This window comes from Empedobacter sp. UBA5528 (assembly GCF_002426075.1).
Taxonomy (GTDB): Bacteria; Bacteroidota; Bacteroidia; order Flavobacteriales; family Weeksellaceae; genus Empedobacter; species Empedobacter falsenii_B.
On record NZ_DINY01000027.1, the window covers coordinates 86,330 to 93,696 of the forward strand.

The 7,367-nt window shown below is 30.7% G+C and carries 8 protein-coding genes; 2 read left to right on the plus strand and 6 right to left on the minus strand.

Annotation, left to right across the window (positions count from 1 at the left end; genetic code table 11):
• Positions 1-57: 57 nt before the first annotated feature.
• From crcB to B4L98_RS06300, 3 genes are all read right to left on the minus strand, one after another.
• Positions 58-435, minus strand: a complete 378-nt coding sequence (gene crcB, locus B4L98_RS06290; RefSeq protein ID WP_125349605.1) for a fluoride efflux transporter CrcB — start codon at positions 433-435, stop codon at positions 58-60.
• Positions 435-641, minus strand: coding sequence for a hypothetical protein (locus B4L98_RS06295; RefSeq protein WP_125349604.1), 207 nt, complete (start codon positions 639-641; stop codon positions 435-437). The genes crcB and B4L98_RS06295 overlap by 1 nt, the downstream gene beginning before the upstream one ends.
• Positions 642-711: 70 nt before the next feature.
• Positions 712-2,280 carry an NAD(P)/FAD-dependent oxidoreductase gene (locus tag B4L98_RS06300; protein ID WP_291077796.1) on the minus strand — a complete coding sequence of 523 codons (1,569 nt, stop codon included), beginning with the start codon at positions 2,278-2,280 and terminating at the stop codon, positions 712-714.
• A 106-nt stretch (positions 2,281-2,386) separates the two neighbouring features.
• Here B4L98_RS06300 and B4L98_RS06305 point away from each other — a divergent pair, with 106 nt between their 5' ends.
• On the plus strand, positions 2,387-2,779 hold the full coding sequence (locus B4L98_RS06305) for a protease inhibitor I42 family protein (protein WP_291077798.1): 393 nt from the start codon (positions 2,387-2,389) through the stop codon (positions 2,777-2,779).
• 48 nt (positions 2,780-2,827) lie between these two features.
• On the opposite strand, the gene B4L98_RS06310 is transcribed toward B4L98_RS06305, so the two are convergent.
• From B4L98_RS06310 to B4L98_RS06320, 3 genes are all read right to left on the minus strand, one after another.
• A complete protein-coding gene (locus B4L98_RS06310) occupies positions 2,828-4,021 on the minus strand; it encodes an aminopeptidase C (protein WP_291077800.1) in 1,194 nt (397 codons plus the stop codon).
• A gap of 366 nt (positions 4,022-4,387) precedes the next feature.
• Positions 4,388-5,170, minus strand: coding sequence for a hypothetical protein (locus tag B4L98_RS06315; RefSeq protein WP_291077802.1), 783 nt, complete (start codon positions 5,168-5,170; stop codon positions 4,388-4,390).
• Positions 5,171-5,207: 37 nt separating this feature from the next.
• Positions 5,208-6,836 (minus strand): hypothetical protein, encoded by a 1,629-nt coding sequence (locus B4L98_RS06320; RefSeq protein ID WP_291077804.1) that lies wholly within the window; start codon positions 6,834-6,836, stop codon positions 5,208-5,210.
• A 108-nt stretch (positions 6,837-6,944) separates the two neighbouring features.
• Here B4L98_RS06320 and B4L98_RS06325 point away from each other — a divergent pair, with 108 nt between their 5' ends.
• On the plus strand, positions 6,945-7,256 hold the full coding sequence (locus B4L98_RS06325; protein WP_219033722.1) for a DUF3817 domain-containing protein: 312 nt from the start codon (positions 6,945-6,947) through the stop codon (positions 7,254-7,256).
• Positions 7,257-7,367 lie beyond the last annotated feature (111 nt).

Genomic DNA, 7,367 nt, shown 5'->3' on the forward strand with positions numbered 1-7,367 from the left:
AGTTGCTTAAAAGTAATACATTAAAACGAATAAGAGAAAACTATTTTCGATATAGAGTTATTTTGTTAATCTAAAACCAATCATTGTAAAGAGTAAACCAATGAGTACACTCAAAAAAATATAAATAATTGGTGTGATGTAATTTTGTTGTTGAATTAAGTTGAAATTTTCATACGAAAAACTTGAAAATGTCGTGAAACCTCCACAAAATCCAGTTATCAGTAAAAAATTGAAATAGGTATTTCCTAAACCATTTTTGATTGAATATCCATATAAAGTGCCAATCAAAAAACAACCGATAATATTTGTCAAAAACGTAGCAAATGGAAAAGGTTGTGAATAATATTTTCCGATTCCGTACGAAATTAAAAATCTTGCAACACTACCAAAAGCGCCACCTAAACCGACAAATAGTATAGATTTTAAGAGATTCATTAAATTCTATTAACAATTTTAATTAAAGCTAAAAATAGTAAAATGATGAATGAAATAATTCCTAAAAAGAATAAACCTAATCCAAAATAAGCAATTGTAATTGTTCCAATATTCCAACCGATTAAGTTGATTGAATAACCTATCAAAATCAGTACTACTGAAATCAATAAAAATTTGAAATTATTTACTTTTTCTAAATTCATCATTCCTAAAGATGTGAAGCTAAAACAAGTTCAGCTTGACATCTGTATTTTATTTTGAGTATTAAATATAAAACTATTTTCCGATAAAATTCTTCACAGCAATTGCAACTTTTGCTCCGTCCATTGCGGCAGAAATAATTCCACCAGCGTAACCAGCTCCTTCAGCGCAAGGAAATAAACCAGCAACTTGCGTATGTTCTAAGGTTTCTTCATTTCTCGGAATACGAACAGGCGAAGAAGTTCTTGATTCTGTTGCCACAATATTTGCATTTTCGGTATAGTAACCATTCATTTTTTTACCAAATGTTTGGAAACCTAATTTCAAAGATTGATGAACTTCTTTTGGTAAAACTTCGCTCAATAAACCTGATGTTAAACCTGGTAAATACGAGCAATCATTTAATGAATTGGATAATTTCCCTGAAACAAAATCAGTCATTCGTTGTGCGGGAGCTTTTAATTTACCTTCACCAACTTGCCACGCTTTTTGCTCGACCATTTGTTGAAACTTCATTCCACCCAAAGGTCCAGTAAAACCATATTTAGCAAAATCTTTTTCATCAACTGTTACAACCATTCCCGAGTTTGCAAAGAATCCGTCACGTTTAGAAGGTGACCAACCATTTACTACCAATTCTCCTTCGTCTGTAGATGCGGGCGCGATAATTCCACCGGGACACATACAAAAAGAGAAAACGCCGCGACCTGCTTCTTGAGAAACTAATGAATACGAGGCTGGCGGAAGAAATTCGTTGCGTTCTGTTCCGATTGGACAATGATATTGAGCAGAATCAATCAAACTTTGGTGATGTTCTACACGAACGCCTAATGCAAAAGGTTTTGCTTCGATTAAAACTTTCTTTTCATCTAACATTCTGAAAATATCACGAGCCGAATGTCCCGTTGCTAAGATCAAAGAAGAAGTTTTAATTTTTTTATCATGATTAATTTCAATTCCTTTGATTTGATTATTCTCGATGATAATATCCGTTAGTTTTGTATCAAACCAAACTTCACCACCACATTCGATAATTGCTTCGCGCATGTTGGCGATAATCCCAGGTAACTTATTTGTTCCGATATGTGGATGCGCTTCTTGTAAAATACGCTCTGTTGCACCGAAATGGACAAACCATTGCAATGATTTCAGAATGTTTCCACGTTTTGTAGAACGCGTATATAATTTTCCGTCCGAATAAGTTCCAGCGCCACCTTCGCCATAACAATAGTTTGATTCAGGATTTACTTTTCCTTCTTTATTCATTGCTGCTAAATCACGACGACGATCACGAACATTTTTACCACGTTCGATGATAATTGGTTTTAGACCGTGTTCTATTAATTCTAACGCAGCAAATAATCCAGCAGGACCAGCACCAGCAATATAAACTTCGTGTTTGTTTTCTACATTTTGGAGATTTGGATGAAACTCGAAAGCATCAGAGAATTCTTCATTTACAAAAACATTGACTTGTAATTGGGAAATAATATTTCGGCTTCGTGCATCTAAAGAGCGACGAATAATTTGGTAAGCATTGATATTCTCCGGTTTTGTTTTAACAGCAGATGCTAAACGTTGTTTCAGAAGTTTCTCGTTTGCAGCTTCTGTAGGAGATATGCGTATCGTTACATTTTGAGGCATAATTATTGACTAAAAAATAAAGTACAAAATTAGATGAAAAAGCGCTTAGTTGAATAGCTTTATAACTGTTTTTATCAAAAAAATAAATAAAATCATCCATCATAAAATGAAAAAAACTTTATTATTAATTGTAAGTGCAACTTTGTTGACAGCGTGTGCAACAAATGCAAGTAAAGAACAAACGATCAATTTAGATACAATCGAAAATGTAAAAACGATTAAACTAAATGAAGGTGATCAGGTAAAATTAGAAGTTACTGCTAATCCTTCCACTGGTTATGACTGGTTTACTTCTGAACCAGAAGATTGTAGTGTGAAAATTGTTGATAAGTCAAATGTGAAAAATCAAAAAGAAGGAGTGGTAGGTGCGCCGAGTAAAAATGTATACACTGTGAAAGCGGGAAGCAAAGGCGAATGTACAATTCAGTTTGATTACAAAAGAGGCTGGGAGGAAGCTGCACCAACTAATACAAAACAAATTACATTTATTGTGAAATAAAAAAAATCCACGCATTGAGTGGATTTTTTTAGTTTATTATCTTACAAATTAGATTCCTAATTTTTTCAACGTTTGTTTTAGAACACCGTTTTTATGAACTAAAATATTTGTTGTTTTGTACTGAACAAAAGCTTTTGTTACATAAAGATATCCTTCGTAATCGTTAGTTAAACCCCAAGAGTTTTTCACGATATAGTAATCTTTTCCGTTTTGATCTTTCGCAATACCAACAATGTGCATTCCGTGATCATCAGTCGTTTGGTAATCATCAAAAGCAGCTTGACGCATATCTTCTGTAATTACTTTTTCTGGTTTTGGACCTTTGAACATATCTGCTTTTTGTTGCGCATTCATATCTGCAAAATCAACTTCTGGTACATACGCTACACCATTTTTCCAGCTAAATCCTTTTTCAGAAACGTCTGTTGCCCAAGCAACTGTAAATCCGTTTTTCAAAGCATAATCAATGTTGTCAGTCATCTCTGTCATCGGAACATTGTAGAAAGATTCGTATGCCCAGTTATCAGGAATCGCTAATACAAACGGTTTGTAATAGTCATGATCTTTGAAAGATGTAATCGCAACATAATCGTTTGGATTAATTCCTACCACTTGATCAGCAAATGTACGTGGTGTATATTTTTTTCCGTTGTATGTAAATTCTTTTGGATATTCTCCTAAATAGCTATCCAAAACAGCTGTATAGGCTTTCTCCCAGTTTGGTGTTAATTTACCATTTGGATTTGCAACAACCGCTTTCAAAACTCCTTCTTGAATGGCAGCCATTTCACCAAATTGATTAATTTTTGTTCCATAATTCAGACCTGTATAAGTTTCCGTTGGAACAGCTCCATATTTTTTGATTGTATTCAAAACATCATAGAAAGAACCTCCGTCACCTAAAGTTGTTGCACCATGCATACGTACATATTGTTTTCCTTTCTCAACATATGTATTTCTCGCATTGAAAATTGGAGACAATTGAATAGGTTGTTTTCCCATTCTTAACATTTCTGATTCGAAGAAAGAATTTCCTGAATATGACCAACAAGTTCCTGATGAACCTTGGTTTTCTACTGGAGTTTTAGCTAAATTGATAACGTCAGTAAATTTGAAAGCTTCTTTACTATTTTCACTAACATTTTTGTTCAGAGAATTAACTAAATTGTCTTGTGCAGACGCCAATTGAGCTGAAGCTAAAAATAAAGCTGAAGCTAAAACTGGATAAAAAATTTTACGCATTTTTAAATTTATTTTGTGTGAGTATTTTATAAGTAGCTAATTTCACGAAAATGTTAACAATAAACCTATAAAAATTTATAGTTTTTTTAATAAAAATTCTTAGTAATCATTTATACAATACATTTGGAAAGCTAAAACAACCTTGTTTATGATAAAAGTTTCTTTACGGACATTACAAACAGATATGTTTTAGATTAATGTAAGTTTACATTTATTACAAACGGACATGTTTTAGACTAATGTAGTCATAGATTTATTATAAACAACCTTGTTTGTAATCAAAGTTTCTTTACGGACACTACAAATAGATGTGTTTTAGATAAAACTATATTTAAGTTTTAAGTTGATTAAAAGTAACCTTCAAGGTTAAGGATTTTGTTCAATTAATGAATTAAATTTATTAATGATTTTTAAAGGCAAAGGATATTCAATTAGATAATTTTCCCAATAATTATTATAATAATTAGAAGAACTAAAATTGATTGAATTGTATTTTTTTCTTCCATTATCAAAATCAGAAAGAAGTTCTTTAGTAAGAAAAATTTCTGTGACGATTTCTTTTTTGCTTCCAAATAAATCTTCATTTTGTATTAAAGTAAAAGATTGAGGAATTCCCTTTTTATCCCATTTTCCGTAATTATTTAGAGTGACTTTTATATTTTTTTTACTAGAAAAATTTAAAACAAAGTTTATACTATCATTCTCAATTCCTTGATAATATTTACCAAATATAGAATCTCTACTGTTATAAACATCAAAATTATCTTTAGAAATTTCTACTTTTTTATATTTTTCATGACGATTATAACTAGGAATATTCCAAAATCCATAATAATCATTCATTATAGATACTTGCGTTTTTTTACTATTACTTTTTATCTCAGGATTATAAAAGTTTCTGTATTGTAAAACATACCTTTTTACTTTTAATTTATCTTTAAATTCTTCCTTTGGATAAAGATAATAAGCTTCACCATCTACAAAATCTGTTAAACTATCATTTTTGATTATCCAACTTCTAAAATAAGATTTTAATAAAATGTATTTTGTTTTATTCTGAATATTGACTTCATTTAAGTTTATAATATCATCTTTTTGACAAAATAAAGTTGGACTAAAGAGTAAAAATAGTAGCGATAAATATTTCATTATACAATGTTTATAAAAACAAAAGTAAAATATTTTTTTAAAACTGACTTAATATCCCAAAATGGATTTTAGATTCTTTGAAGTCGAATGAAGTTTCGTCTGTTTTACCAACTGCATAACTCAAATTGAAAATTCCCATCTTCGTTAAAAAAGAAATTCCAGTTCCGAAACTTAACAATGATGTATTTAGATTTGCGCGTTTGTTATCAATAAAACCATAATCGGCGAAAAGTCCAATATAAAAAGCTTCGCTTGGAACAAAACGATAATCTGCACTCAAAAATCCGTACATATTTGTTGTAATACTTTCTTCGTTAAAACCTCTAAAACTACCAAAACCACCAATTCTGTACAATTCGTTTTCGGAGAAATCATCGTCTTTCGTGAGCAAACCTCTAAATTCTGCACCAGCTTTTAAGAAATGCTTTTTGGATAATTCGAATAAACGAAACGTTTTTAGACCAACTTCAACTTGATTGACGGTTTTATTTTCCAAATCTTCTGTCCACGAAAAATTCTTTTCCTTTTTACGAATCGAATTTACCGCAACATTCAACATCGATTTTACTTCCATCAAACGAAAAGGATGTTTCAGGAAATAGTGATAACTCAAACCAAAACCAATTTTCGAATAATCGTCATAGCTCGATTTTAGATAAGAATCATCTTCCAGCAAAAAGTTAGACGATTGTATAATTCCGCTTACACCAATATTCGAGTTGAGGTTGAGTTGATAAAATAATCGCTCCGAAAAATCTAAATTCACAAAAACAGAATCTTGCTTGAAAAGCTTGAAATTCGTTTCCGAACCAATCGCAGATTTGAACAAATAAGGAACTTTAACACCAATATTCAACGACGTATTTTTATTCGCTGTTCCAATCCAATTTAACCTGATTTCTTCCAAACTATTGAACACATTGTTCAACGAAAGTTGTACATTTCCGTTCAATCTAAAATCGCCGTTATCATCTGTTCCAAAACCTAAAACACCATCAAAATAATTTGAATTTACTTTGCGAGGATACAAATATAAAATCGTAGAATCAGGCTTAAATAAAGTTTGTAGTAATTGCGCTTCTGCAATATAATTGGTTTGTTGCATTAATGTAGAAATTGTTGCCAATTTCTGTTCATTGTATACTTCGCCAGTTTTTATATTGAGTCCATGACGCAAATAACCTTTGGATAATTTTTCGTAACCAACCAATTTTACACCATCAATTTTGCGCTGATTTCCTTTGTCTAAAACCAATTCAATTTTCTGTTTATTTTGTTCAAAACCATTTGGAACAAGTTTTATTTGCGCAAACGGATAACCTTGATTAGTGTTGGTTGTTGCTATTTTATTTAGAATAGAATCTAAATTATTTGTTGGGAAATAATTATTTTTATTTTCGAACAATTCATTGTTTTTCACCCAAATTGTTTGGTACAATTTTCCTTTATTTAGATAAACTTTTTCATTTTTTATCGAATCAATCGTCAAAGTATAATAACCTGTTTTTTGAAGCGAATCTAAAGATGAATCAAGATTTTTGCTTTCGAAATCTTTTGTATACGATTTTGTATCATCATTATACCGTAAAAAATGATATGTTTTTTCTTGTCCAAAAAGTAAAATAGTTTGGATCAAAAAGAAGAATATGTAGCCTAAAAATCGCATTGTTGCTTATAATAACGTATAAAATAGATGTTAAGTATTTGTTTTACTGATATCTATTAGTGTTCATGTGGAAATTAAAAATTATTTTTGACTTCAAATTTAAGATGAATGTTGAAATTATTTAAAATTACTGGATATTTAGAAGCTATTTCTGCGATAGTTTTGTTTTTTATCGCAATGCCAATGAAATATATTTGGGAAGATCCGACATGGGTAACATACGCAGGACGCGTACACGGAGGATTGTTTATAGCTTATATTATATTGGTTTATTTATTGAAAGAAAAATACAATTGGTCTTGGAAAATTTTTATGATCTTTTTTATCGCAGCAGTTATTCCTGGAGGAACAATTTGGGCAGAAAAAAGATTAATCGAAGGCAAAAAATATAAACAAATGTTGGCTGAAGAAGCGAAATAAGACAACGATTAGATAAAAAAGTAAAACCTTAAACGTGATTGTTTGAGGTTTTTTTATGTTTTAGGAATCAAATTTTTCTAAATAAAAAAAGCCGAAGATTAATCTTCGGCT